Below are 26,300 nucleotides of genomic sequence, written 5' to 3'. Positions count from 1 at the left end.
CTAGGTAGAGGTTGTACATTGACACCGCTTCGCCGCTGGGGAATTCCCGCCAAGAGCCAACTAGCAAAGGGCGTTAGCTGTCTCATGACTTCGGCCTACCCCGCAGTTGCAGCATCGCTGGTGTGGCAAAAATAGTGAGTGCTGTGTTTCAAAATGATATACCAAGTAGCTTCCACTTACTAAACGAAGGCGCCTTACAAGCGGTAGGCGAAGCAATGAAACAGACAGGTGCTCTTTGGCTCATTGCGGGAGCCAGCCGCAAGAGCCGGAGTGGGTTCAATGACGAACCCCCCATGCTACGTATGCTACCAGAAACGTCTCAGGACTCCCCTACTAATTTTCAATGATCTCCTTACAGTGTACTTCCCTCCATTGTAATTTATTCAAAATACCCTTCAAACACCAAAAAGACCGGCAAGTGGAGATCCTTTGCCGGTCTTGCATAAATTTTATTTAACTTTCACTTCTTTCGCTCTCCGTCTTGTTTCACGATCGAACAGACTGTAAATTACCGGAACGATATAGAGCGTTAGGAACGTAGAGCTTATTAGACCTCCGATTACCGCTATTCCCATCGGTTGGTTCATTTCCGTTCCTTCGCCAAGTCCTAGAGCCAGTGGCAGCAATCCGAGGATTGTCGTTAAGGCTGTCATGAGGATCGGGCGCACCCGGTCCCGGACAGAGGTAACAATCGCATCGTATGAGCTGAGTCCAGCTGCTTTTCTTTGGTTGATATAATCGACCAATACGATACCGTTGTTGACGACAATCCCTACCAAGATGAGAATTCCGATGACAGCCGTAACGCTGATTGGCGTATTCGTTGCCAGCAATCCTAGCGATACCCCAATGATCATCAATGGAACTGAGAACATGATAACGAATGGATATTTAAAGGATTCGAACTGTGCTGCCATGACGATATAAACTAACACGACAGCCAGGATAATTGCCATCAGCATATCGTTGATCGCACCTTCGAATAACTCGCGGTCTCCACCGTACGAAAGTTCCACTTCATCCGGCAAGCTCAGATCATCTACCAGATCATTTACGCGCTTTGTCATGTCTCCAAGTGATTCGCTGGACAGATACTTTAGAGTGAAGGTAACGGAATGCGCCTGGTCCACGCGTTTAATCGCGACAGGACCTTCCGCAATCTTGACGTCTGCTACATCTTTCAATTTTACATAGGCTTCGAACGGAGTTTTCAATTCTAACTCCTTCAATTTATCTACTCCATCTCTGAACGTTTCATCGTAGCTCACATTCACTCCGACTACTTCACCTGTTTTCCAGACGACTTGTGTAGCAAATACACCGCGTGTAACATCGCTAACTGTTTGGGCAATTTGATACGGTGCTAATCCTACGTCTGAAGCTTTCTCGCGATTCACTTCAATTTTGACCTCTTCTACTGTATCAATTAAGTCATTATCAACTTCTGTAACAGAATCCAATTCACGTAACTTTTCATCCAGCATAGTTACGGCTTTATTTAACCGCTCTTCATCCGTATCATTCAATGAGAAAGTTAATGTATTCGGGCTGGATCCTGCCGCGGTCTGCATATTGAAACTAACTTCTGCATCCTCGCCAATCGTATCCAAGATTCCAGGTTGCACTTCATCGACGAACTCAAATACAGAGCGATCTCGTTCATCGAGCGGCAGCAATTTCACATACATCTCGGCCATATTCCCTTCAGAACCGCCTTGCGCCATGCTCTGCTGTGTGCCGCCAACTAAACTAACGTATACTTCCACGTCTTTTTCTTTCTTAATTTTATCCTCGATTCGCTTCACAACTTTATTGGTCGAATCCAAAGAAGAGCCATTCGGAAGTTTGACGTTGATGCTGAAAAAGCCTTCGTCTGTCGCCGGGAGAAATTCCGTGCCGACTTTAAACAAACCAAAACCGCTTGCGGCTAATAAAACCGTCGTCAACAGCAAGACAATAGCACGGTGACCTAATGCCCACTTAACCGACTTTTCAAAAGTCTGCCATTTCTTTGAACGACGTTTTCTTGCCTCCCGGTTTTTGTTAGGCGCCTTCAGCATACGGCTAGCAAGCATCGGAACGACCGTCAATGCAACAACCAATGACGCAAATAAACTAAAGGAAATCGTCAAAGCAAATTCGGTGAAAATTTGTCCGATTAAACCACTAATAAAAATAACGGGTACGAATACGGCAAGCGTCGTTAGTGTAGAGGCTGTAATTGCACCGCCAACTTCCTTCGAACCGTCTTTCGCAGCCTCCTCCGGGTCTTTCCCCATCGCCAAATGCCGCTCAATATTTTCAATTACTACAATCGCGTTATCAACGAGCATTCCGATTCCTAACGCTAATGCCCCAAGCGTCATGATATTCAACGAGAAGTCTGCAAAATACATCAAAACAAATGTCACGATAACCGAATAAGGTATAGCCACGCCGATAATAATCGGACTCTTGATGCCACGCAGGAAGAAGAATAGTACAAGCATTGCGAACAAGCCACCAAGAATGAGCGATTGGCCAATATTGCCGATTGCAAGCTGAACATAGTCCCCTTGGTCAAAGAGAATATCGGATTCAATACCTTTATACGCGTCTTTTTCTAATAATTCATCCAAAGATTTCTTGAATTCCTTTGATACAGTGGCCGTATTCGCTCCAGATTCCTGAAGCACGGACATTAGGACAGCCTGCTTATCATTAGCTCTTGTCTCCGACTGTGCTTTCGGCTCAAGCAATGCAACATCCGCCACATCTGAGACTTTAATTTTGTCTCCAGTTAACGGGTTTGTCCCAAGCTGAATGTCCCGAATGTCTGAAATACTCTGTAGTGGACTGATGATTCTCGTTGTCAATTGCCTTCCATCATTTGCATCGATTGGATCACCAGGCATGGAGACATTGCTCGCCTGAATCATCTGAACGACATCCGACTGTACAAGACCATATTCTTTTAATTTTTCAGGATTTAGGATCACTTGAACATCTTCAATGATTTTTCCGGACACATTGACGCTGGCTACGCCTTCAATACGTCGCAATTCCTTTTCCAAATCATCAGCAATACTTCTGATGTCAGCCCCTTCATCGACTGTTCTTAGGGATAATTGGATGACAGGAAATTGAGATGGATCGAATTTCATGAATCTCGGCTTATTCGCCTCTTCCGGAATCGCCACTTGGTCAATCCGTTGAAGTATATCCATTTGCACGTCGTCAATAGTAGAATTCCAATCAAATTGCAGGAAGATTAAGTTCGCACCTTCCTGAGAAGAAGATTGCATGGACTTCAAACCGGGTGCTGTGGACAAGCTCTCTTCTAAAGGTTTCGTAATTTTCTCACTTACTTCTGTTGGAGAGGCACCAGGATAATTCGTAACGACTACAGCAACAGGCGGATTCAAGTCAGGAATTAGCGTCATCGGAATCTTGAAAAAGGATACCGCCCCTAAAATAATGACTAAAAACATTGTAACTAATGTAAAAACAGGTCGTTTTACCGAAAAGCTGCTAATCTTCATTGATCTATTCCTCTCTGTACCAATCAAAAGAATTTCTATCCTCTTACCATACCATTTGTCCATATTTCTTTCATCATAGACAATTGAAACTCCTTCTTACAATAACAATAATTTTAGCAAAAGACCCAGCTGGATATCAATTAATCCAGCCGGGTCTGTAAGGAGTTATATATTAAAGGAGATTGTAAAGACGAATATCCGGAAACTTGTCTTGGAACCAGCGCATAGCAAAGTTGTTTTCAAATAAGAATACTTTTCGATCATATCGATCTTTCACTAACAATGCACGCTGTCCAGCCATAGATTCTTTGACGTCTTCTTCGTTCTCAATCCAACGCGCCACTTTTGAGCCCATTGTTTCCATCTGCACTTCGACATGATATTCCGCTCTCATGCGGTGTTCGAACACTTCAAATTGAAGCTGACCTACTGCTCCTAAGATAACCTCTTCAGTATGCAATGTCTTATAATACTGAATAGCTCCTTCTTGCACGAGCTGTAAAATCCCCTTATGGAACTGTTTCGATTTCATGACATTTTTGGCAGCCACTCTGACAAATAATTCAGGAGTAAATTGTGGCAGTGCTTCAAATTGGAAATTACTTTTCCCGCCGACAACCGTGTCGCCAATTTGATAATTCCCCGTGTCATACAACCCAATAATGTCGCCCGCCACTGCCTCGTTTACGGTTTCACGGTCATCCGCTAAAAACTGAGTGGTTTGGGAGAGTTTAAAGTTCTTCGATAATCTCGGCACATTCACGGTCATGCCGCGTTCAAATTCCCCTGAGACAATTCGCACGAAAGCAATACGATCACGGTGTGCCGGGTTCATATTCGCTTGAATTTTGAAAATAAATCCTGAGAATATTTCTGACTCAGGTTCCACTTCTTCCCCATCTCGGCTCTTTCTCGGTTGCGGTGGCGGGGCGAATTGTAAAAAGGTTTCTAAAAACGTCTGCACACCGAAATTCGTCAGTGCACTACCGAAGAACACAGGAGTTAAATCTCCTTTTGCAACACGTTCTTCATCGAATTCATTACCTGCTTCATTGAGCAGCATGACGTCTTCCAAGGCTTGCTGATAATACGAAGTGGCTGTCATTGAATGCTCGACGGCCAGTCCGCCTTCTTCAGTGATTGGCAGGAAACGCTCGTCTCCTTCAGGACGTGCCAGTTCAACACGATCGTTGTAACGATCGTAAATCCCGAGGAACTCTTTTCCCATACCGATCGGCCAGTTCATTGCGTAGGACTGAATCCCCAGCACTTCTTCCAATTCTTCCATTAACTCTAAAGGCTCTTTACCTTGTCGGTCCATTTTATTGATAAAAGTGAAAATAGGGATACCGCGCATACGGCAAACTTTAAACAACTTGATCGTTTGCGGTTCAATACCTTTTGCAGAATCCACCATCATGACTGCTGCATCAACTGCCATTAACGTACGATACGTATCTTCACTGAAATCTTCGTGGCCTGGTGTATCCAATATATTGACGCGCTTTCCTGCGTAATCAAATTGCAATACCGATGACGTAACAGAAATCCCACGTTGTTTCTCGATTTCCATCCAGTCCGAAGTCGCAAATTTGCCAGACTTCTTACCTTTTACAGTTCCTGCATCTCGAATCGCTCCACCAAAATACAGCAGTTTTTCAGTTATTGTAGTTTTACCGGCATCCGGATGCGAAATAATCGCAAACGTTCGCCGTGAATTTATTTCATCATGAATCTTCTTTTCCATCACGGGTACTCTCCTTTTGTTTACGTTTTCTATCATAGAGAGTATGGAGAGGCATTTCAATGCTTTTTCATTGATTTGCCAAAAAAACTATACGCTCTTTCCTTAGGAATTAACTGAAGTTCCACCGAATTTTTTTCTGGCCTCATCCAACGCGATTTCCGCATCTGAATGAGGGTATTTTGTATTGCCGATGATTTGGAAATCTTCATGCCCTTTTCCTGCAAAAATAATGATATCTCCTTCATTCGCCATGGCAATTGTATGACGAACGGCTTCTTCTCTGTCTCCAATACATGCATATTGATCATGAGGCATGCTGGCGCTTAATTCAGACAAGATCGATTCGTTTGGTTCATCTCTTGGATCATCCGTTGTGAAGACTACATAATCCGCTGCTGCAGCTTTTTCTCCCATGATGGGACGCTTCAAACGATCACGATTACCGCCTGTGCCTATAAGGAACAACAAGCGATTGCCTTCTTTTTTTAAAGGTTGCACAGTGTCGATCGCTTTTTCAATCGCATCGGGAGAATGTGCGTAATCAATGAAAATCGTCAACGGTAATGCTGTCTCCACTTTTTCTAAACGACCTTTCACCGTAGATACATTGGCAAGCAGTGGTAGAATTTCTTCGATCGTCATACCTTTCGCATATAGTGCAGCAACCGCCGCCAGTGCATTATAAACATTAAATTCCCCAATTAAGGGCATTGTGACTCGGTATGTACCATCCGGTCCCTGCAATTGAAATTCCGTACGATTTGAGAACATCTGAATCGCAGTTGCTTGAAATGTGGCTTTTAAGCGGATGCCATACGTTAAAACAGGAAACGCCGTCATCTCCGCCATTTTGCTGCTCCAAGGATCATCCGCATTAATAATCGCAATTTTTTTCTGGTCCAATTGTTGACCAAGCTGTGCAAATAATAAGCCTTTTGCAGCACTGTAATTTTCCATTGTTTTATGGTAATCCAAATGATCATGCGTCAAATTCGTAAAAATGGCAATATCGAATTCCGTTCCGGAGAGTCGTCCTTCCACCAGACCATGAGAGGATACTTCCATCGTCATGGATTGGCAGCCTTCATTTGCTGCTTGTGCAATCATTTGTTGTGTTGTCAATACATCCGTCGTCGTATTCTCTGTTTCATACAATGTATCATTTAACTTAAAACCAATCGTTCCCGACACCGCCGTCTGCTCTCCGGATTGCCGCAGCATATCATGGATAATGTTGCCGACACTTGTTTTGCCGTTTGTACCAGTCACCCCAATCATCGTCATTCGTTTGGAAGGATAGCCGTAAAACTTTGAAGCCAATTGCTGGATTGCTTTCGCCGTATCTTCTACATAGACCACCGCCACCCGCTCTTCATCCACCGTAATAGGCTCTGAAGCAATAAGTAGACGTGCTCCGCTCATTAAAGCACTTTTAACAAACTGGTGGCCATTTACCGTGTAACCTTTCAAGCACACAAACGCGCCTCCATCTTGGACTGCTCTTGAGTCTACCGCTAAGTCCGTGATCGTTTCAGGCACAGTCCCTATTATCGTTTTAACAGGCAGCACCGATAAAAGTTCATTCGTATTCATATGGTTTCCTCCAATGGATAGTTTAAAATACTGAAAAATGTCATAAATCAAATACGCCTCGGTGTATTTACGTCCAGATTTCGAATTGTGCTTAGGCCTGCGTGACGCAGGTCAGTTAGCTTTTGCCGCAGGACGCGGCGAGTTTTGGCTAACTTCATCTTTTAAAGCTCCTCTCAAAATCTGTGACATCCGCCGGAGGCTTTATCTTTGTTCAGCAAGCGTTTTGACACCCGTTGAGCAGTAAGTAAATTCGCTTTCATCTCATCAACTTTAGAGGTAAAAGTCTTCTGCTGAATAAAGATAAATAAATTTCATTCAAAATGTCTTTGAATTTTTCAAAAATGAAGTAAAATATATTTAGCCGAATACTATCATCATACTCGTATTTCCTTGTCACATCCACCTTAGATGATCGCTTGGCCAGTAGCTTATTAGGGGGTGTTTAAAATACCTATACAACAGAGGGACACTACTCGTTATTATAATTACCTTGATCTTTTTTTCCAACAATCCCAAGATCCCATTTCCGTATTTGATCTGGACGACAAAATCGTGACAATCAATCCCGCATTTGAAGAACTTTACGGTTGGAAACTTGAGGAATGTTTAGGTAAAGTGATTCGCTTTTATCCCGATACTGAGTTAGAAAGTGTTCGAGCCCGCTGCGAGTTACTAAAGAAAGGAGAAAGTCTTAACTCTGTCCAAGTCATTGAAAAACGCAAAGATGGAACTTGCTTTCATGCTGAAATCACAATGGCTCCTATCTTCAATGAACACAACGAAGTAGTTGCCATTTCGAATATAACGAGGGACATCACCTTACGTTTACAAGCGGAGGCATACGCTTTGGAGATCGAACGACTTCGGACTACAAGTAATATTGCTGCCGTCGTGGCACATGAAATTCGAAATCCAATGACTGCTATAACAGGCTTCGTCCAAATGATGAATAACGATTCCGCGAATCCGTATTCACCTTTCACACAGATCATGGAAAGTGAAATCACGAATATCAATCAAATCGTAACAGATTTCTTAGTTTTATCTAAACCTACACTCCATCAATCCTCTTCCTTCTCAGTTATCGAGACGATTCAGGAAGTTATCGATGAATTTTGTGGCAAATTTAATAAACGGGAGATTACATGCCATCTTCATAGAATCAATCAAAACCCAGTACTCCTTGGGAATAAAGCATCGTTAAAACAAGTATTCTTTAATATTTTAACAAATAGCTGTGAGGCAATCGATCATAACGGTCAAATCGACATTACTTTCAGTTTGACCGATGAAACACTTAGTATTTTTATCCAAGACGATGGAAACGGAATGGATGAACCGACACTAGCAGCGATCTACCAGCCTTTCTTTTCTACAAAAGAACACGGCACAGGTCTCGGAATGCTGATTTCCAAGAAAATCATTGTCGATCATAAAGGCACCCTGGAGGTGGAAAGTCTCCAAGGCGCCTGGACAAAAGTTATTATTCACTTGCCATTATCGAATGATTCGCTTCACTAATGGAAGTTTCCCTTTATAAGGCGGATAACCGATTGGTACCGATACGGACGTACTCTTTTTCATCATCGATTTTGAATGAGAGAACGTATCGAAACTCGCCTTGCCGTGATACTGATTCATCCCTGAAGGTCCAACTCCGCCGAAAGGCAGATGAATATTTCCCACATGCGAGATTGTGTCATTTATACATCCCCCGCCAAACGGCAGTGTCTCTATGAAATATTCTGCGGCATTGTCGTTTTCTGTAAAAAAATAAGCAGCGAGCGGCTTGGGCATGGTGTTAATTTGCTGAATAACTGTTCCTAAATTCTCATAAGTGAGAAGCGGAAGTATCGGACCGAAAATCTCTTCCTGCATACTTGCACCATTCCAATTACCTAGTGCCAATATCGTCGGCTCAATAAACATGTCATCCTGATCCAACTCTCCACCTTCTACGATATACGTTTGATCGTGTTCTAAGATGTTCGCCAATCGCTGAAAATGACGTTCATTAATGATTCGGCCGTAGTCCGGACTTTTCTGTACATTTTTTCCGTAGAATTTCTTAATAGCGCGCTTTAATTCATCAAGTAATTGGTCATAGATCGATATATGAGCCACTACATAATCAGGGGCAACGCAAGTCTGTCCATTATTCAAGAATTTTCCCCAGACGATCTTTTCTGCCGCTTTCTTTAAATCTGCCGTCTGATCCACGACTACAGGACTCTTACCACCAAGTTCTAGCGTAAATGGTGTTAGTCGTTCCGCACAAGCTTTCATGACGATTTTTCCTACAGCCGCACTGCCTGTGAAAAATACATAGTCAAATGGTGCATGTAAAAGAAGCTGGGTTTCTTCCTTCCCACCTTGCAAAATCGAGACATATTCTGGCGTAAAGATGCCGGTAATCATTCTCTTCATGACATCCGCTGTATGAGGTGTATCTTCAGAAGGTTTTATCACTGTACAGTTCCCTGCTGCTATGGAACCTACCAAAGGATCGAGCAATAGCTGAAATGGATAATTAAAAGGTCCGATGACCAACACACTGCCGTATGGCTCTTTAACAATAAAACTGGATGCCGGTTGCAAATGGATCGGTGTTTTCACTTTCTCTGGAGTCATCCATTCCTCTAAATGGTCCATTGTATGTGTAATGCTTGATAAAACAAATCCAATTTCCGTCACATAGGATTCAAACGGATGCTTCCGCAAGTCTTTACGCAACGCTTCAATAATTTCTTTTTCATAGTGCTGAATGGCGTCATATAATTTTTCCAACATCATTTTTCGGAATGAAATACTGCGTGTCACACCCGATACGTAATACGTCTTCTGTTTGCTCATGATGATTTCTAACTCATTACCTGAAAAATTCACAACACTCACGCTCCTCTTTTTCCTACCTCCTTCCATTCTATCAGTTTATCCAAAAGAAAAAACTCCGAACGATTGAAGATTCGGAGTTTATCTTTATACGCGACTTCTCATTAATCGCAAAGAGTTCAAAACGACAATCACTGTCGCACCCATGTCGGCCATAACTGCCATCCACAACGTTAACCAACCTGGAATAATTAATAGCAGTGCGATCACTTTCAAACCTAGTGCAATGGAGATGTTTTGAAGAATGATTTGCTTTGTACGCATACTCAAGTTGATTGTGTACGGCAGTTTTTCCAAATCATCTGCCATTAACGCGATATCCGCAGTTTCAAGCGCTGTATCTGTACCCGCACCGCCCATCGCAATTCCGATGTTCGCACTCGCCAAAGCAGGTGCGTCGTTCACTCCATCGCCAATCATAGCGACTTTCCCATATTGTCTCATCGATTTAATCATTGCCACTTTTTCATGAGGCAGCAATTCTGCCTTCACTTCTGATAAACCTAGTTGCTGGCCGATCGCCGACGCAGTGGATTGATTATCACCGGTAAGCATGACCGTCTTTCTTATCCCCATTTGATGAAGTTTCTGAATGACCGATAAGCTGCTTTTGCGGACTTGATCTGCTACAGCAATCATACCGTCTAGGCCTGCTTCGGACCAAACGAGCATGACCGTTTTTCCTTGCCGTTGCAATTCGAGTATTCGTTGTTCAAAAGACTCTTCTAAACGATCCATCTCTTTATACAGATTCGGACTGCCAACATAAACTAATCTACCGCCGAGCAATCCTTTCGCTCCCTTACCTGTGATCGATTGGAAATCCTCCACTTCCAATAAATCATTCGACAACTTCCCTGCTGCTCTCATGATAGCTGTTGCAAGCGGATGCTGAGAGAATCGTTCGATCGATGCAGCCTGTTTCAGTAATTCAGCTTCAGCGACTGCAGATACTGAAATAACATCTGTCACTTCCGGGCGGCCTTCCGTCAAAGTACCTGTTTTATCAAATGCAATCACTTTAATTTGTCCAGTTTCTTCTAAATGAATGCCTCCTTTAATCAAGACACCATTCCGCGCTGCATTCCCTATCGCTGTGACAATTGCAATAGGAGTCGAGATCACCAACGCACACGGACAACCGACAACAAGAACTACTAACCCTTTATAAAACCAGTCACTCCATAAACCACCCATAGCAAGGGGCGGGATCACCATAATTAGCACGGAAATCGCGAGAATAGCCGGGGTATAATATTTCGCAAATCGGTCCACGAACTGCTGGGTAGGTGCTTTTTCTGCCTGTGCTTCTTCTACCAAATGAATGATTTTTGCGATCGTTGTATCTTCAGCAAGCTTCGTGACACGTACTTGCATCGAACCTTCTTCATTTAGCGTTCCAGCGAAGACTTCATCACCGAGCACTTTATGAACAGGTACCGATTCACCTGTGATGGCCGACTGATTGACGGAAGAATTTCCTTGAATCACTTCCCCATCCATCGCAATCTTTTGTCCCGGTTTGATTAAGATCACATCATTGATCATTAATTCTTCAACTTCTACTTCATACTCTACGCCATTTCGCAATACAGTCGCTGTGGTAGGAGCGATTTCCATTAATGAACTAATGGAGTTTCTCGCTTTATCAATCGAATAGCTTTCCAGCGCTTCGCTGACAGAAAACAAAAACACGACAACGGCACCTTCCGCCCAATCTCCAATCAATGCAGCCCCGATGACCGCGATGGTCATTAATGTCGACATGTCAAATTCCAATTTTGAAAGATTTAGCAGTCCTTCTTTCATTAAACTGTAACCGCCAATCAAAATAGCCAATGCGAATAAGACAATGGATAACCAGTTATTCTGTCCATTGGCTGCTGAAACGCCATAGCCCGCCAGTAACAATACCAGCGAGACCAATGTCGTCTGGTTTTCACGTTTAAGCCAGAAAGGAATATGTTGCTTCGTGTTTCTTTGTTTTTCAGGAAAGACTTTTATGCCATCAAATGCACCCGCTTTTTCTAGCTGCAAGATCGAAACATCGCCATCCACCGTTAGCTTAGATGCCCCAAAGTTCAACTGCACGTCTTCCACTGTATCGATTTGCCTAATATTTTTTTCGAATTTCGCGGCACAACTTGTGCATGAAAGCCCTTGCAGACGGTAGACGTTTTTCTCAGTAGCCATGTGATCAGTCCTTCCCAAAATTCAGAGTAATCTATCTGCATTATCATTCAATCACCCGTTTGATTGATTACTTTCAGTATATTCAATCCAATAACTTTTGTCAATTCAATCAAGCACCAGTTTGAACGATATAACCAAAAGGTACTTAAGTATCTTACGTGCCTGAAAAAAAGAAATGATTGCAAGCATCACATCATACCAAGCTTCAACTATACTACCGTCTTTCAAGTTCAGATAATAATCCAATTAACTTATTAATTTGATATTTCTATTTCAACCTAAATGGTATATAGTGATATATAATTTATTGTTTGGAGGTAATACATGGATAATATAATTACATATATCATAATGATCGCAGTAATGGTTTTCATACCTGGTCCTGATATGATACTTCTTGTAAAAAACACAATCAGTCACGGAAAAAAAGCTGGGCTTTATACTGTACTCGGAATGGCTATGGGACTTTCTTTCTGGACTCTCATTGCTGTCCTTGGATTATCCATGGCTATCGCACAGTCAGCGGTTATTTTCACTGCCATCAAATATTTAGGCGCCGCCTATTTATTGTTTTTAGGAGTAAGAAGTTTTTTCTCCAAAAACTCAATTTCTTTAGAAGCTATTCAAGAAAACCCATCTGACTCTTTAATGAAATCTTCTAATCAACATTACAAAGATTCCTTTACGCAAGCACTACTAAGCAATATTTTTAATCCAAAAACAGTTTTAGTTTATATTACAATCATGCCTCAATTTATTGATTTAAAAGGAAGCGTAAATCAACAACTAATCGTTTTAGGGTTGATCGCTACCGTAATCGCAGTGGTATGGTTTTTAGTTATTATTCATCTAATAGATCTCTCTAGAAAGTGGTTAGGTAATTCTAAGTTTCTTACGGCTTTTCAAAAGTCAACCGGTGTACTCTTAGCAAGTTTTGGCGTGAGAACCGCACTTTAACCTTCCGCTAATTTCTATATTTTAAATCACCGTTTGGATTATCCAAACGGTTTATTTTCGCTTCATACTTCAAAAAGAAGAAGGTTAATGAAGGGCGAGGGATACGTTCAATGGTTTGCTTTAAAATGGGTCACTAAACATAAAAAAAGAGACCCTTAGGCATCCGCCATTAGGATCTCTATGTGCTATAGAATAGTGTTCTGAAGGTCTTTAACGCAGGTTTGACTCCTATAATTCCTACTGATCTTACTTAGATCGTGTGATAAACATCGCAGGTACTTCTGCTTCAAATCGTACCAATTCACCGGTTCGCGGGTGTAGTAAGGACAATGCTGTCGCATGAAGCCCCAGTCTGCGTAGCGGATTACTTGTAGAGCCATACTTTTTGTCACCAAGAACAGGGTGACCTAATTCCTCCATATGCACGCGGATTTGATTTTTTCGCCCCGTTTCAAGGAGAACTTCCAACAACGAACACTCTTTGTTCGACTGAATTCTTTTATAATGTGTAATTGCATGCTGACCACCATTATCAATCGGACTTGAATATACTTTGAACGCGCTATTTTCAGTCAACCAAGATGTGATGGTACCCGATTCACTTTTCACCTTTCCTTGTACAAGCGCAGTGTACATGCGCTCTTTTACTGACTCACTCCATGTATTTTGCAGAGTTTGTTGTGTTTTTTCATTTTTGGCAAACATCATGACACCTGATGTATCTTTATCAAGTCTATGCACTACAAAAATTCTATTTCTAACATCACTGCTTCGGACATAGTCCGTAACTTGTCGATATGCAGTCATCTCCCTTTCTCGTTTGGAAGCAACAGAGAGGATACCCGCTTCTTTATTGATCACTATTATATCTTCATCTTCATGTAAAATTGTTACGCCTACTAATTTCGAGATGTTTAGAGCCACTTGGTTACTTTGAATTTCAACCTTCTGACCAATTTGCAATGAGTAATTATGTTGCCTCATCATTTGCCCATCCACCATAACTTGGCCACGGGTTAGAATCGATTTAACCGAATTCCGACTGGTTTTTGACAGTACTTTCAATAAAAATGGCAATAACTCGATCTGTTCCTGAATAGTATATTCCGTTTTGCTAAATGCTTCTGGTTTTCTTTTCAACAAAAAATACCTCCTACTCATCTAATTAGGTTCTAGTATGTAAATAATACACCACGGTCTCTGGACTTGTACGTTCAAGCTGTTCCTGTATTACAGAAAAATAAAGTAAACCTATTTTAAATCGATTTAAACACAAAAAAGACCCCTAGGCATCCGGCCTAATAGGGTCTCTTGGTGTTAAAGAACCGTGTTCCGACGGACTTTAACTTAGGTTTGGCACCTATGATTCCTACTGGGCTCGAACCAGCGACCTCCACCCTGTCAAGGTGGCGCTCTCCCAGCTGAGCTAAGGAATCGAATAGAACTAAGATGTGCATACTATCGCAAATAAGTTCTCTTGGATAAGCACAAATATTATAATAGCATCATCTTCGCATATTGTAAATAGGAAAATTTAAAATCGGTAATTTTTCTTATCAAGAAGAAAAATTACCGATTTTTGTGGAACACTTTTAAAATGGCCAGTTGAGACTCTCCTTCCATCTACTGCATTTGATTTACTGATTCTTCCACTTGATCGTTATCAAAATACAGAAATTCTTCATGATCAAGTTCACCGATACGTTCCTTATTGAATCCATGTGCCAAGTGTCCCTCAAATAAATTTTCAAACCAAATATCTTGTGATTGCATAGTATTTCCTCTCCTTTTACGTTTTAGTCAAAATCCATAATCGTTGTATGTACATCAACATTTGTGATTGATTTGCTTATATGTAGTATAGACATAACCGTCCTTGGCAAAACTGCGTAATTAGTCCAAAATCAATTCTTTATATTATAGACCTTTGGAGTCTTGACATTTCAACACACACATGAATCGGACTAATCATTCTATCTAGCAACACGTCATTACTAGATTATCTGCAGTTCAATTTTTCTAAAGTAATAGTACTTTCCACACAACCTCTTCAATATGAATGACTACTATTATTAAGAAATAAAAAGACTTGTCTGCCCAGTTTTACAGGAGTAGACAAGTCTTACTAGATTAATTTGAAGCAAGTTGTGATGAATCAATCTTTTTCTTAGAAATCAATTGAAGCACCAATAAAACCACGAACATCCCTAAACCGACCATATCCGTCATAGTTTCTGGATAAATCAACAACAAACCAGTTCCTACCGTCAGGATTCGCATGATCCAGTTCAATTTAAGATACCAATAACCGATCATTCCTGCGCCGATTGCTACCATACCGACAATGGCGGTAAACGTTACCCAGACAATCTCCAGTATGCTGGAATCTAACATTAACATCGCTGGATTGAATACAAACATATACGGAATAATGAAGGCCGCAATCGCCAATTTAGCAGAGGTAACACCTGTCTTAATGGGATCCCCGCCTGAAATTCCGGAGGCAGCAAAAGCAGCAAGTGCTACCGGCGGAGTGATATCCGCAATAATTCCGAAATAGAATACGAATAAATGTGCAGAAACGGCTACTACAATCGGCACAGCTGCCCCTGGAGGCGCATCCAGCATCAGCAATGTAATAATGGCTGGCGCCGCAATTGTAGATGTAATAACATAGTTCGCTGTAGTTGGCGATCCCATACCTAAAATGATCGCTGCTAACATCGTAAAGAACAATGTTAAGAAGATGTTACCACCTGCAGCTGAAATCAAGCCTGTCGCTAAACTTAATCCCAGCCCGGTTTTCACTACGACTCCAACGATAATACCCGCACACGCTGTCGCTGCCGCAACAGCCAATGCAGTCCGTGCACCGTCTACCAGTGCATGAATCATATCCCGGATACCAATTCTCGTATCTTTACTGATCGCACTGACAACAATTGTTAACACGATACCTAATAGTGCTGCTTTCATTGTCGGAATTCCAACCAACAAGAAGACGATAATCCCAAGAATCGGAAGAAGCAAGTAAATTTTCTTTAATGTTTCTTTACGATCCGGTATTTGGGATGCATCCATTCCTTGCAAACCAACACGCTTCGCTTCGAAATGCGTCATGATCCAAATACCTGTAAAATAGAGCAATGCGGGAATGGCAGCTGCTTTGGCAATCTCCCAATACGTCACGCCTCCGATAAACTCTACCATCAGGAACGCTGCCGCTCCCATGATCGGCGGCATAATCTGTCCGCCAGTCGAAGCCGCGGCCTCTACCCCTCCGGCGAACTCTTTTCTATAACCTAACTTTTTCATCATAGGGATCGTATAAGAACCCGACCCTACTACGTTTGCTACAGAACTACCTGAAATCGTGCCCTGCAAAGCACTAGAGAATATTGCTACTTTAGCAGGACCGCCAGTCAAGCGGCCAGCCAATACAACGGCTAAGTCATTAAAATAATTTCCTACTCCTGTTTTCACCAAAAACGCGCCAAATAATAGGAAGACGAATATAAAGGTGGCAGATACACTAATTGGCGTACCTAAAATACCGTCCGTTGTGAAGAACATCAGTTGGACAAGGTTTTCTACGCTTTGTCCTCGGTGCGCCAGAAACCCAGGGAAGTATGGCCCGAAAAAAGCATAGATTAAAAACACAACGGAAATGATCGTGATCGGCAAACCGACAGCCCGTCTCGCCGCCTCTAATGTCAATAGAACGGCTAATATACCGACAATCAAGTCGATATCCGAAACCCGGCCAACACGATATATGAGATCATCCATGAAAAGCGGCCAATATAAGCCAACTACGATCGCCAACAAAGCTAAGATAATATCATAAAACGGTACTTTATCACGACGGATTCCAATTTTCTTTCTAGCTGGGAACAATAAGAAAATAAGAGATAGCGCGAATCCTAAATGAATGGAACGCTGTATTTGCGCGGTGAATGGTTTACCTATCGCTGTATATAACTGGAAAATAGAAAATGCCAATAAACCGAAAAACACAATCTTGCTTAAAATGCCCTTCAAATTTCTTGTATTGGACTCAGGGTCATATTTTTGAAGAATTTCGAGCTGCTCCTGTTCAGTCAGCGTCCCCATTTCTTCATCAGATAAACGTGGGATTTCTTCATTATTATCCTTATTTTTTGCCATCAATTCCAACTCCTCTCAACAACTCAAAAATCGATATCTTAGTTATATGAAAACTATACGAATGACCTTTCTGAAGAAAATCTTTCAAATTATAATCTTTGTTTTCATATCGCAAAGATAACCCGGTATCTACTCTACCTACATACAGAACAAATGAGTCGATCACACGATTTTCGAATGTAAGCGTATAAACACCATCTTCCACCTTCAAAAATTCGCCTTCATCCGCGTAACCCGGCAATCCGATGGCTACGTCTTCATACTGCATAAATTCGAAACGGAGCTTCTCGTTATCGGTAACTTCATATTGTTCCTTCACATTAGATAAGTGAATCGAATGAATATAATTTACTTGAAAATGACGATCAGTATGTAATGGAAGATAATACAATTTCGGTTGTTCGCTCCGCACTTCTTCAAGTACGATCACTTGTTTATAGGGATAAAACAGTAGTATAAGTACCGAACTAATAATTAGAAATATCAGCAGAAGAATGACTTTTCCGAATTTCATCCGCCTTTCCCTTCCTTTTATGAACAATTAAGAATGGGACGGATAAAGCTAAACGCTTCACCGTCCCTCTTCATCATTCCAAACTTCTTATTTTTACTTGTTTACTTCGTCAAAATACTTCTGTGCACCTGGGTGTACAGGAATACCAATCCCATCCAAGCCGTTTTCAGCCTTGATCAACGCACCTTTAGCATGTTGGATTTTTGAAGCGTTTTCATAAATTGCTTTCGTGATTTGGTAGCCAAGCTCTTCAGAAATGTCATTTTGCATAACAAGCATTGCACCTACAGAAACTGCCGGTGTATCTTCTTCAGAACCGTATGTTCCAGCTGGAATAATTTCTTTTGCATAGTATGGATATTTCTCAATTAGTTCATCTGCTTTTGCATCTTCTACAGGAACGATGAATACTTCAGCTACCGCGTTCAAGCCTTCTACAGCACCTGTTGGTGTACCTGCAGTAATGAATGCCGCATCAATTTGCCCTGCTTGTAGGCTTTCTTGTGACTCTCCGAAGTCTAGGTTTTGTGGCTTAATATCGTCCATTGTAAGACCGTGAATCTCAAGTAACTGCTCAGCATTCGCATACGTACCTGAACCTGGAGCACCTACTGAAACGCTTTTACCTTTTAAATCTTCAAACGTTGTAATATTATTTTTCTTCAATGTAACCAATTGAATGGTTTCAGGGTATAAGTTACCGACAGCGGATACCTCATCGATTACTTCTCCGTCAAACATCATTTCACCTTTAGATGCATAATATGCAATATCTGTTTGTACAAATGCGATTTGTGCATCTCCATCTTTTAATGCTGTCATATTGGCAGCAGAAGCTTGTGATACTTCTGCAGTCGTTTTGATGCCGGTTTCTTCACCGATGAATTCTGCGAAAGAACCACCTAGCGGATAGTATGTTCCTTGCGTTCCACCAGTTAATAAGCTTAAGAACTTGTAATCTTGACCTTGCTTATCTTCTTCTTTGTTTCCATCCCCTGCATCCTTGTCTCCGTCTGTTGCATTGTCGGTTCCGCAAGCAGCCAGAACAAGAAGAGCAAGCATGGAAACTAGCGCCAATAGGCGAAGTGATTTTTTCTTCATGTGTCTTTCTCCCCTTTTCTAATATAGTCATAGACATTTCCATTCTACCATGAAAGCGCTTTAGTGTGTCAATGATTTTCAAAACAAACCGGCAAGTCGAACACTTAGCAATAATTAAATAGTACTGTACTTAAATGCTCGCTACTTCTAAAAATACCTGTACGCTGTTCTAGCGGTATTAGTACGCTTTAGTTTTACAGCTAAAGGGATGCTCCGCGAGGCACATTAGCCGCTTTCCTCACTTCGCTCAGCATCGTGTCTCATCATTCGCGTTAAACACTACAGGAAAAGCCACCACAAAGAATGGCTTTCCCAAGCATTATCGAAGCGTAAGAAGTTTATACTTTCAGTTGAGGTAGCTCAGCTGCGCCTTTCGGAAACATACTAATATTAGTAGTGCGGGCCAAGACAATGGTTTGTACTATTATTTTTCATATTAGAATGGATCACTAGAATGGATGCTAGTATCTTAGAATTCATATAAGGAAACCTACTCATTTCACACCCCTATTTGAACCAGGTAAATATGTTGGATCTTCGAAATGGTGTATTAGAAAATAAAATCGATAAAGCACTGTGGAGAATTTTATGAAGGGTCAAAAAGAGAAAAAAGGATAGAAGATTTCCTTTCCTTATTCCTGCTATACAGCATTTGAGCGGAGGACGTTTGACTCCAGGTAGACCAGCGTGAGCCTAGACTGAGATAAGAAGGTTTCCGTTCTCATTTATTCCTTCCTCAATCTACAAACAAAACGCACAAATACTATGAGTAAAGTATTTGTGCGTTTTGTTTGATTTATTCGCTGTTCCCATTTCGTACATCTTCAAACGTCAGGCCCGCTTCTTGTAAGTCGCGTGTTCTATGGGCGATTCGAGATGCAGCACAGGCTGCCACACTAGCGACTAAGTCATCCAAGAATGTATGAATGCCTATGCCCTTTTTTGTATCCAAATCATTGATAATGCCAATTTTGTTTTTATCCAAATGACCGAATGTCGTAACTGCGATGGAACCGTACGTGTAAACTGCTCCTAACGCAATTGTTTCATCCACACCAAATAATCCTTCATCCGACTCGACAATTTGCTGAAGCGGAGCTGAAAGCTGACCTCTTTCCGCAATTTCATCCAATTCCACACCAACTAAGATCGCATGCTGCAATTCTCGCTTACGCAAGACATTTTCTACAGAGTCGATACATTGATCTAGAGACAAGCCCTTGTTGTAAGGTACCTGCATCTCATAAACGATTTTCGCGATATCTTCAATTTTTACTCCACGGCGAAGCAATGCATCTTTTGCAGCTGCCGTTACTACATCGGAATGAACAATATTTTTACCTGCTACCATATTATTTCCCCTCTCTCTCCTCATACCAGATAATTTTTCACTGGCTTTTCCCCATTACTTACCGGTATGATATCTTCTAAGTGTACATTATTTATGGAGGTCCTACAAAATGAACCCAGGCAAGATTGAAGAAATTCGTTTTTACAGCAATGAACTGCAAGAAGAAATGGAACTATTGCTTTATTTACCTTCCCATTACTCTCCTTTATACAAGCATAACGTCGTGCTGGCATCAGACGGAAAAGATTATTTTCAACTAGGCCGAATCGGTCGTGTTGCAGAAGAGTTGATGGAAGAAGAATTGATCGACCCTGTCATCATCGTTGGCATTCCGTACAAAACAGTTCCTGAGCGCAGACGTATGTATCATCCTGAAGGCGACCGCCACCAAGCGTATATTCGTTTTCTAGCTCATGAATTAATCCAGTATATTGATGAAACCTATCCAACATACCAAATGGGCTCAAGTCGTATGTTAATTGGAGATTCTCTAGCTGCTTCCATATCATTACTGACGGCAGCGAAATACCCGAATTGTTTCGGAAAAGTCGTCCTGCATTCTCCTTTTGTCAATGAACATGTCATGGAAGCTGTAAAGTCCATTCAAGATCCAGCTGCCTTGTCCATTTACCAGGTGATCGGTCAACAAGAAACAGCAGTCCCAACAACCGCTGATGGCAGACTAGACTTTTTAACGCCCAACCGTGAGCTGCATGAATTGATTAAAGAAAAAGGTTTCCCATATTTTTATGAAGAGCTAGACGGAGATCATACATGGAAATCATGGCAACCCGATATCCGACGGGCTCTCCTACAAATTAACAACTTATAGGGATAATAAAAGACAAGTCCGACTATTTTCTGATATACTGAAGTGGATGAACTAAAATTCACTCAATTCACGAGGAGGTAATCTTAAATGAAATACGGTATTGTTGCATTCCCTTCAAAGAAACTCCAAGACTTGGCAAATGGCTATCGTAAGAGATATGATCCGCATTACTCGCTGATCACACCGCATATGACTCTTAAAGATCCGTTTGAAGCGAACGATAAGGAAATTGAAGAAGTAGCAAAAGCGTTAAAAGAAATTACGATCAAGAACAGTCCTTTTGAGTTGAATGCCACAAAAGTAAGCACATTCGCTCCAACTACGAATACAATTTACTTCAAGGTTACACCGAACGATGAATTGCTCGAACTACACAAAGATTTGAATTCGAATTTTTATGAAGCAGAATCCAATTATGCGTTTGCACCGCACATCACAATTGCCCAAAACCTGACATCAGGAGAACATGACGATATAATCAGCCAATTGAAAATGGTAGGTGTCGACCATTCTGAACTCATCGATCGCATCCATTTACTGTACCAACTAGAAGATGGTTCGTGGACAGTATACGAAACATTTCGTCTTGACCGGGAGTCTTGATTTGCTGATGACAGTGAAGATCGTCACAGATGATAAGGGTAGGGAGGATGCATTCTCTGTTCGCAAGAAAGTTTTTGTAGAAGAACAGGGAGTACCTCTGCATTTGGAATTGGATGAATATGATCAAGACGCTACACATTTTGTCGTTTATGACAGCGAAGACAATCCAATCGGCGCCGGTCGAATGAGAGGATTAGTCAACGCGCACGGAAAAATCGAAAGAATCTGCGTTTTACCTGAACATCGAGGCAAGCATTTTGGCAATATGATTATGCATACATTAGAGGAACATGCGAGAAAAAGTTCTATGAAAAAACTTCTGTTGAATGCTCAGGCATACGCCGTGCCTTTCTATGAAAAATTAGGATACGTAGTAACTTCACCAGAGTTTATGGATGCAGACATTCCGCATCGAGCGATGGAAAAGAGCTTACTAGATGAATCATAATGCTGTGCCCAATCAAATACCCCTGTCAGCTTTGTTTAGCTGACAGGGGTATTTTTAGAGTGCTCACACATATGTGTTAACCGCTAGACCTTTTCCTACTGCTGCCGCTATCTCGGGAGATAATTGCGTTGGGTTCGGAGCTATCGGGCCCCTTTTGACTAAAGGAAGCGGTGCACGCTTCATGTTCCGTTCTTCCATTTGCTCTACTTGTTGCCGATTCTCGTCCTCCAAGATATCTTCCCAATAACTAGATTCCTCATTTTCTAGACGTACTGGGCTTACTCGGCCAATATAAGCAAAATTATGACGTTCGTTATTCATTCGCTCTGCGTATTGTTGAGCCTGAAGTGGTTGGATCGGTAAAATATATCCCATGACGTGCACCTCCTTAGATTCTGTGCTTTCTATTTCTATCTAGTATACCCATTAGTAGAAACTTTTAAACATCTTTTTAAATATTTAATTAATTCCCGTCAAGCATGTGATTAATATCGTTTAAGTTAAGCCCTTTTCCACTTTGAATGATCGAATTGACCAATTCATCTTCTACGTGTTGTGGTACGTCTTTTCTAGCCAACTGACTCACCTTTTGTACAATCTTTCTAACTTGACGTTCATCTTTAAAATCGGCAAACTGAATCGCGTTGGCTAAGGCAAAAACTTCTTCCATCGGGACGCCTGTCTTGGATTCTATTTTTCGAAAGAATGAATCATTCATCTTCAGATCTCCTCCTTAAAAATAGCTTCTGCCTACAATGATCAGCAAAATAAACAGGACCACAATTAAAACGAAAGAAGAACCGCCATATCTTTCTCCGCAGCCTCCGCCGCCATATCCAAATCCACCTTGACCGTAAGACGGATAACATCCAAACATAAAAACCCCTCCTTCCTTCTTCTCTATCGTATGCAGAGAAGAACAAAATGGAGAGGGCGGTTAATATATTTTCACACATTTCCTTTCGAAGTAAAAAGAAGTGCTCCAATCAAACCGAAAACAATAGCTGCACTGATACCAGAACTCGTCACTTCAAACATTCCTGTCACTACGCCGATCAAGCCATGTTTTTCCGCTTCTGCTAAAGCCCCATGTGTCAATGAATTCCCAAATGAAGTGATTGGAATCGTAGCACCAGCGCCTGCAAAATCAATCAATGGCTCGTACCAACCGATCCCATCCAATACCGATCCAGCAACTACAAGTGAACATAAAGTATGCGCCGGGGTCAGTTTTGCAACATCCATCAAAAGTTGTCCAATGACACAGATCAGACCACCAACAATAAACGAAGTAATATAAATGGAGATCATATCATACTCACCTCATTTATCGAAATTTCTATTGCATGTGCGATACAAGGAATGGTATCTCCTTGCTGATAGGACAATGGGGATAGCAATGCACCTGTTGCGATCAGCAGCACACGTTGATATTCACCTTTTTGCAACTTCTGGTATACATCCGAAAAGAACACGGCGGCTGAACAGCCAGCTCCACTGGCACCAGCAAAAAATGAAGGATCCATCCCATAGAACTCTTCTCCTGCATCTCGAAAATTCTTCGTATGGGGTAGCCCTTGTTCATTTGCAAGAGCTTTTAAAAGCTTAAATCCACTGCTCCCCAGATCACCCGTGATAATCGTGTCATAATCATCAACCGTTTTACTGTGACCGTTTAAATGGCTAGATAAAGTGGACATCGCAGCAGGCGCCATAGCAGCTCCCATATTCAGAGGATCCGTCATTCCCATGTCCACTACTTTGCCAATCGTGGCGCAAGATATCGAAGGAGTTCCCGGCTTATTCTGTCCAATTAAAACAGCCCCTGCTGCTGTCACTGTCCATTGTGCAGTAGCTGCTTTTTGAGTACCGTACTCGAGCGGATAGCGAAATTGCCGTTCAACTGCGTTATGTTGACTAGACGAGCCGGCGATGAGCCAATTTGCTTGTTTAGCTTCTGCAAGCAGCGCGGCTGTAATCATAGAAGAAACGGATGTTGCACAAGCTGAAAACATTCCTAAATAAGGAATTCCTAAAGCCTGGGCTGTGAAATTAGATGGCGTCATTTGATTCACCAAGTCGCCCGTTAAAAAGAAATCAATTTTTTCGACATCTTTTTTAGCTTTACTGAGAGCAACCATCACAGCATCATACATCAACTGTTTGTGGCCATCCTCATTTGTCGGCAAATCACATCGCTCGTCTTCATATAATTTGTCAAAACTCTGGGCAAAAACACTTTTCTTCTTTTCTAGAGGTCCTGCAGTAACTCCGGCTGAATGAATACTTGGCATAGAATTGAAGGTCAGGATTCCATTCTTCACCATGAAACAACACCGAATTTCACAAGAATTGTCTTGATGAGTGCCACAACAAATGCAGAAAATACGCCAAATAAAATAACAGAGCCTGCAAGTTTGAACATATTCCCCCCGACACCGAGCACATATCCTTCTGATTTATGCTCAATTGCAGATGAAACAACCGCATTACCAAAACCTGTGATAGGAACTGCTGCACCCGCTCCCCCAAACTGAGCAATCTTTTTATACAGACCAAAACCCGTTAGCAACATTGAAAGGAAAATCATCGTGGCAACTGTTGGATTGCTCGCTGTACGTTCCGTAAAATCAAAGAACGTTATATAGAAAAGTGCGATAAACTGTCCAATTAGGCAAATGAGACCACCTACCAAGAACGCTTTAATGACATTTTTTAGAATGGGAGGTTTAGGCGATAATTCTTTCTCCAAATGGGCATACTTTTCTTGTTCCATTAGGTTTGCTCCTTTTCAATGGATTTAATTTTATCTATTTTCTTTTGGTATTCATCTTGTTTTTCTTTATCTATCAATTTCTTTGTTTCCAACAACACTTTACTGTCAGCAGAAACAGTAACCGTCAAATCTGGATAAGCTTTTTCTAATTTCTTTTTAATTTCCGATGCAATCTTTTTCTTTTGAAAGCGAGAAAATGTATTCACACGAATGCCCGTTATCAAGTCCTTTTCATGAAGAAGTGCTATCGCTAATTTGACATGACCGTTTTGATCCAAAACTTCTTCCAACTTATCTTCATTATAAGCCGTTGTATTTTCGATCTTGGTTCCTTTTTCACTGCAGCCAGTCAATAGAATGAGCAAAGTAAACAGCAAACCTATTCTTTTCAAGAGTATCTCCCTCCTTGTAAATAGTATGGAATATTCCTAAGCGATTTATGCATACCGGTGCAAACGCCCTGACGTCTTTTCTCACACCGCATAAGGTATAGGGAAAGACAAACAGGAGGTGGACAGTAGTGGGATGTGAAAGAACAGATAGTGGAAGAGAGAATTATGGTTGCTGTAACAAGTCCAATTGTATTTGTGAGGTAGTGCGTTTTATTAAACGTGTCCAAAGCACGAGTCCAGAGGTGGATTGTGTTGAATGTGATACGGATTGCTTCATGGCTCCGCTCGGCAGTTTAACTCTTCCGGCGCGCGGTCGTGTGAATACTCGTGTATTCAGTTTGTTAACAGACGATGGGGACTACTTCAAGGCCGTATTCCGCGGTGGGAAAAGGAATCATAGACCTCGCCCGCAACCGAGAGCAACTGAAGATGAAATAAGTGGCAGAAGACCCGGACCAGGACCAGGTCCAGCACCATCAACAAGCTGCGTTTCCGTATTCTTCCGCGTACAGAAAGTATTTGACTCTTGCTGTGCAACGCTTCAAGTATTACAACCATTGAAAGATGGCAGGCCTTTCGATATTACAAATAACGGAAAAATCTGCGTAGAAAAAATTTGTCAAGTAAACGGTTTCGGAGCCACCGATACGTGCTTGACTGTTGATTTAAGCTGTTTCTGCGGTATCCAATGCATCGACGATGTGTATATCGACTTCTGCGATGAGGACTAAAATTTAATTAGAATTAACGCTTGCAATGCGAAAAAAGGGCGAACCCGAAATTACGGGTTCGCCTTTTACTATTTATATAGAAAATGATTGCTGTTTCCACTTTATGTCTCTAATATCGTGGATGGCGATTGAAGTAAGATCTTCGCCTTCCTTCATCCAAAGTACTTCATCTTTCAGTTCCTCAAGTTTCCCCATTACCACTCTCTCCTCTGTCACAATTTCAATCGGCTGATACAATTCTTTTCGGAAAGGATGAACCAAATAATCCAAGTTCCTCAGAATATGCGGATTTATTTCCACTGAAACTTCTTCATCCGATACGACTAATTGAGGCAATTCAATGACTCGTTCCGCTTCTCGAGTATGCTCCATTTCAAAAACAGAAGTACTCTCTTCTTCAACAGTTGGCGTATACATGAATTTCCGAATCACCGGGCTCTTAATAAACAATAACGGCTCTGCATTACGCATACCTCTCACAT

The 26,300-nt window shown here is 41.6% G+C and carries 25 protein-coding genes and 1 tRNA gene; 6 read left to right on the top strand and 20 right to left on the bottom strand.

The genetic code is table 11. The features are described 5' to 3' along the window. Positions 1-449: 449 nt before the first annotated feature. From MKY93_RS05280 to MKY93_RS05270, 3 genes are all read right to left on the bottom strand, one after another. Entirely contained in the window at positions 450-3,521 is a 3,072-nt protein-coding gene (locus MKY93_RS05280) for an efflux RND transporter permease subunit (protein ID WP_340760908.1), read from the bottom strand. Positions 3,522-3,693: 172 nt separating this feature from the next. Further along, on the bottom strand, positions 3,694-5,268 hold the full coding sequence (locus MKY93_RS05275; protein ID WP_340758483.1) for a peptide chain release factor 3: 1,575 nt from the start codon (positions 5,266-5,268) through the stop codon (positions 3,694-3,696). A 102-nt stretch (positions 5,269-5,370) separates the two neighbouring features. Then, the gene (locus tag MKY93_RS05270) at positions 5,371-6,861 is read right to left on the bottom strand and encodes a UDP-N-acetylmuramoyl-L-alanyl-D-glutamate--2,6-diaminopimelate ligase (protein WP_340758482.1); all 1,491 of its coding nucleotides are present in this window, start codon (positions 6,859-6,861) and stop codon (positions 5,371-5,373) included. 438 nt (positions 6,862-7,299) lie between these two features. Between MKY93_RS05270 and MKY93_RS05265 the strand changes: the two genes are divergently transcribed. After that, positions 7,300-8,382 (top strand): two-component system sensor histidine kinase NtrB, encoded by a 1,083-nt coding sequence (locus MKY93_RS05265; protein ID WP_340758481.1) that lies wholly within the window; start codon positions 7,300-7,302, stop codon positions 8,380-8,382. Here MKY93_RS05265 and MKY93_RS05260 read toward each other — a convergent pair. Continuing rightward, positions 8,359-9,747 carry an aldehyde dehydrogenase gene (locus tag MKY93_RS05260; protein ID WP_340758480.1) on the bottom strand — a complete coding sequence of 463 codons (1,389 nt, stop codon included), beginning with the start codon at positions 9,745-9,747 and terminating at the stop codon, positions 8,359-8,361. The two genes, MKY93_RS05265 and MKY93_RS05260, sit on opposite strands and share 24 nt — an antisense overlap. 93 nt (positions 9,748-9,840) lie before the next feature. Continuing rightward, entirely contained in the window at positions 9,841-11,946 is a 2,106-nt protein-coding gene (locus MKY93_RS05255) for a heavy metal translocating P-type ATPase (RefSeq protein ID WP_340758479.1), read from the bottom strand. Between the two features lie 324 nt (positions 11,947-12,270). Between MKY93_RS05255 and MKY93_RS05250 the strand changes: the two genes are divergently transcribed. After that, complete coding sequence (locus MKY93_RS05250; protein WP_340758478.1) at positions 12,271-12,903, top strand: LysE family translocator; 633 nt, start codon at positions 12,271-12,273, stop codon at positions 12,901-12,903. A gap of 246 nt (positions 12,904-13,149) precedes the next feature. On the opposite strand, the gene MKY93_RS05245 is transcribed toward MKY93_RS05250, so the two are convergent. The 7 genes from MKY93_RS05245 to MKY93_RS05215 all read right to left on the bottom strand — a co-directional run bounded on the left by MKY93_RS05245 (position 13,150) and on the right by MKY93_RS05215 (position 20,036). Next, positions 13,150-14,043 carry an RluA family pseudouridine synthase gene (locus MKY93_RS05245; protein WP_340758477.1) on the bottom strand — a complete coding sequence of 298 codons (894 nt, stop codon included), beginning with the start codon at positions 14,041-14,043 and terminating at the stop codon, positions 13,150-13,152. A gap of 223 nt (positions 14,044-14,266) precedes the next feature. Then, positions 14,267-14,339 (bottom strand) — tRNA-Val (locus MKY93_RS05240). A 187-nt stretch (positions 14,340-14,526) separates the two neighbouring features. Next, a complete protein-coding gene (locus MKY93_RS05235; protein WP_009765693.1) occupies positions 14,527-14,676 on the bottom strand; it encodes a hypothetical protein in 150 nt (49 codons plus the stop codon). A 357-nt stretch (positions 14,677-15,033) separates the two neighbouring features. After that, complete coding sequence (locus MKY93_RS05230; RefSeq protein ID WP_340760907.1) at positions 15,034-17,016, bottom strand: TRAP transporter permease; 1,983 nt, start codon at positions 17,014-17,016, stop codon at positions 15,034-15,036. Between the two features lie 40 nt (positions 17,017-17,056). Next, positions 17,057-17,584: a DUF1850 domain-containing protein gene (locus MKY93_RS05225; RefSeq protein WP_340758476.1), complete on the bottom strand. Its 528-nt coding sequence runs from the start codon at positions 17,582-17,584 to the stop codon at positions 17,057-17,059. A gap of 93 nt (positions 17,585-17,677) precedes the next feature. After that, positions 17,678-18,685 (bottom strand): TAXI family TRAP transporter solute-binding subunit, encoded by a 1,008-nt coding sequence (locus tag MKY93_RS05220; protein ID WP_340758475.1) that lies wholly within the window; start codon positions 18,683-18,685, stop codon positions 17,678-17,680. A 796-nt stretch (positions 18,686-19,481) separates the two neighbouring features. After that, positions 19,482-20,036, bottom strand: a complete 555-nt coding sequence (locus MKY93_RS05215) for a phosphatidylglycerophosphatase A family protein (protein WP_040758313.1) — start codon at positions 20,034-20,036, stop codon at positions 19,482-19,484. Between the two features lie 109 nt (positions 20,037-20,145). Between MKY93_RS05215 and MKY93_RS05210 the strand changes: the two genes are divergently transcribed. From MKY93_RS05210 to MKY93_RS05200, 3 genes are all read left to right on the top strand, one after another. Continuing rightward, on the top strand, positions 20,146-20,868 hold the full coding sequence (locus tag MKY93_RS05210; protein WP_009765698.1) for an esterase family protein: 723 nt from the start codon (positions 20,146-20,148) through the stop codon (positions 20,866-20,868). Between the two features lie 87 nt (positions 20,869-20,955). Next, positions 20,956-21,471, top strand: a complete 516-nt coding sequence (locus MKY93_RS05205) for a YjcG family protein (protein WP_009765699.1) — start codon at positions 20,956-20,958, stop codon at positions 21,469-21,471. A 7-nt stretch (positions 21,472-21,478) separates the two neighbouring features. Then, entirely contained in the window at positions 21,479-21,919 is a 441-nt protein-coding gene (locus tag MKY93_RS05200; RefSeq protein WP_009765700.1) for a GNAT family N-acetyltransferase, read from the top strand. A gap of 63 nt (positions 21,920-21,982) precedes the next feature. On the opposite strand, the gene MKY93_RS05195 is transcribed toward MKY93_RS05200, so the two are convergent. The 7 genes from MKY93_RS05195 to MKY93_RS05165 form a co-directional block, all read right to left on the bottom strand. Then, entirely contained in the window at positions 21,983-22,294 is a 312-nt protein-coding gene (locus MKY93_RS05195; RefSeq protein WP_340758474.1) for a hypothetical protein, read from the bottom strand. Positions 22,295-22,382: 88 nt separating this feature from the next. Beyond that, entirely contained in the window at positions 22,383-22,637 is a 255-nt protein-coding gene (locus tag MKY93_RS05190; RefSeq protein ID WP_009765702.1) for a stage VI sporulation protein F, read from the bottom strand. Between the two features lie 15 nt (positions 22,638-22,652). Beyond that, positions 22,653-22,796, bottom strand: a complete 144-nt coding sequence (locus MKY93_RS05185; protein WP_078817345.1) for a YjcZ family sporulation protein — start codon at positions 22,794-22,796, stop codon at positions 22,653-22,655. A gap of 71 nt (positions 22,797-22,867) precedes the next feature. Then, the gene (gene spoVAE, locus MKY93_RS05180) at positions 22,868-23,230 is read right to left on the bottom strand and encodes a stage V sporulation protein AE (protein ID WP_009765704.1); all 363 of its coding nucleotides are present in this window, start codon (positions 23,228-23,230) and stop codon (positions 22,868-22,870) included. Further along, positions 23,227-24,246, bottom strand: coding sequence for a stage V sporulation protein AD (locus MKY93_RS05175; RefSeq protein WP_078817344.1), 1,020 nt, complete (start codon positions 24,244-24,246; stop codon positions 23,227-23,229). The genes spoVAE and MKY93_RS05175 overlap by 4 nt, the downstream gene beginning before the upstream one ends. Beyond that, on the bottom strand, positions 24,240-24,695 hold the full coding sequence (gene spoVAC / locus MKY93_RS05170; RefSeq protein WP_078817343.1) for a stage V sporulation protein AC: 456 nt from the start codon (positions 24,693-24,695) through the stop codon (positions 24,240-24,242). Before spoVAC ends, MKY93_RS05175 begins: the two co-directional genes overlap by 7 nt. After that, positions 24,695-25,087 carry a hypothetical protein gene (locus MKY93_RS05165; protein ID WP_078817342.1) on the bottom strand — a complete coding sequence of 131 codons (393 nt, stop codon included), beginning with the start codon at positions 25,085-25,087 and terminating at the stop codon, positions 24,695-24,697. Before MKY93_RS05165 ends, spoVAC begins: the two co-directional genes overlap by 1 nt. Before the next feature lie 128 nt (positions 25,088-25,215). Here MKY93_RS05165 and MKY93_RS05160 point away from each other — a divergent pair, with 128 nt between their 5' ends. Beyond that, positions 25,216-25,818, top strand: a complete 603-nt coding sequence (locus tag MKY93_RS05160; RefSeq protein ID WP_078817341.1) for a CotY/CotZ family spore coat protein — start codon at positions 25,216-25,218, stop codon at positions 25,816-25,818. A 72-nt stretch (positions 25,819-25,890) separates the two neighbouring features. Here the strand turns inward: MKY93_RS05160 and MKY93_RS05155 are convergent, their stop codons facing one another. After that, the gene (locus MKY93_RS05155) at positions 25,891-26,289 is read right to left on the bottom strand and encodes a hypothetical protein (RefSeq protein ID WP_078817340.1); all 399 of its coding nucleotides are present in this window, start codon (positions 26,287-26,289) and stop codon (positions 25,891-25,893) included. Positions 26,290-26,300: the final 11 nt, after the last annotated feature.

It is taken from the genome of Sporosarcina sp. FSL W7-1283, assembly GCF_038003105.1.
GTDB classification, from domain to species: domain Bacteria; phylum Bacillota; class Bacilli; order Bacillales_A; family Planococcaceae; genus Sporosarcina; species Sporosarcina newyorkensis.
Note: the sequence above shows the minus strand (reverse complement) of the source record. Positions and strands in the feature narration are given on the sequence as shown.